This is a genomic window from Vibrio sp. Vb1554 (assembly GCF_033344235.1).
The window spans coordinates 1-1,256 of record NZ_JAWPOJ010000254.1 but is presented as its reverse complement, the minus strand read 5'-3'; the positions used below and the strand labels follow the sequence as shown (position 1 = coordinate 1,256).

Below are 1,256 nucleotides of genomic sequence, written 5' to 3'. Positions count from 1 at the left end.
ATCAATCACATTGGTATCGCTGTCAAAGTTCATATCCCACACTAACGACGCAATGGTGGTACGTGAAAGCACTTGGCCGGTTTTGCGCATCAACAACTCAAGCAGGGCATATTCTTTGGCGGTAAGCGACATCGACTGCCCCGCGCGCGTGGCAACGCGTTTGATCATATCAAGTTCTAAATCTGCCACACGTAATGTTTGCGGCGATGCGACCACTTGCGCGGCAATATGATGACGAAATACGTTTTGAACACGCGCCAGTAGCTCTGCAAACGCGTAAGGTTTTACCACATAGTCATTGGCACCCAGCTCAAAACCGCGCACGCGATCTTCCACTTGCTCCTTCGCTGTCAGCATGATCACTGGAGTGTGAATCCCACTACTGCGCAATGTGTTAAGCACCTTCCAACCATCGAGTTTAGGCAACATAATGTCGAGGATGATTAAGTCATATTCTTCACTGGTAGCGTGATAAAGCCCATCGACCCCATCATGCACTAAATCCACCACATACCCAGATTCAATCAAACCTTTTTGCAGATATTCTCCGGCTTTGTGCTCATCTTCGACGATCAATATTTTCAACTTTACTTACCTAGTGTGTTAGCGGGAGGATGAGAACCCAGTATAAAGATCGAAAAAGAGCATGATGTGAACCACACTATACTCTTTCCCATTGGCAAACCATTATCGATTGTTATCGCGTTCGGCATAATGCACTTTGACATTCACTTTGCCCAAATATTCCAGCTGACCATCTTCATTCATGCGTTCTTGCACGGTCACGAAGCCTCCATCTTTTAAATGCGTACTGCGAGACTTCACATTAAACGTCAGGATATTGAGCTCTTTATTCAGTTCACGAGCCGACATGGTTTTAAGTGAATTGAGTTCAGACAGTGCCTGTTGATAAGCCTCATCTGACGTTGCTGTCGGCGTAACTGAGATGGTTTTCATCTCTTCGCGGCTCACGTAGTTGCCACCAGTGAAAAGTGGTTGAGCGAATGCAGATGCGCTAGTCATTGCCATTACCGTTACAAAAAGAGCAGTTTTGATTGCGTTCATGTTGTTAACCTTTGAGTGCTTGTTTTCAATGAGGTCATTATTGAACACCGCCTCTGACACCACCCTTTCAACAACATGACATTTTTGTCATGAAAGCAACTTACTGGCGAAGGCGCTTGAGCGCTCCATCACGCTTAGCACAAGACAAAAAAAGCGGCACATACTCTCGCATGTGCCGCTTGGAATTTTTG

The 1,256-nt window shown here is 45.9% G+C and carries 2 protein-coding genes; both read right to left on the bottom strand.

Translation table 11 applies throughout. From position 1 onward, the window contains the following. A partial coding sequence (locus tag R8N28_RS25435; protein ID WP_318183686.1) for a response regulator occupies positions 1 to 585 on the bottom strand: 585 nt, incomplete at its 3' end. A gap of 102 nt (positions 586 to 687) precedes the next feature. Continuing rightward, complete coding sequence (locus R8N28_RS25430; protein ID WP_021823444.1) at positions 688 to 1,065, bottom strand: DUF3316 domain-containing protein; 378 nt, start codon at positions 1,063 to 1,065, stop codon at positions 688 to 690. Between the last annotated feature and the right edge of the window lie 191 nt (positions 1,066 to 1,256).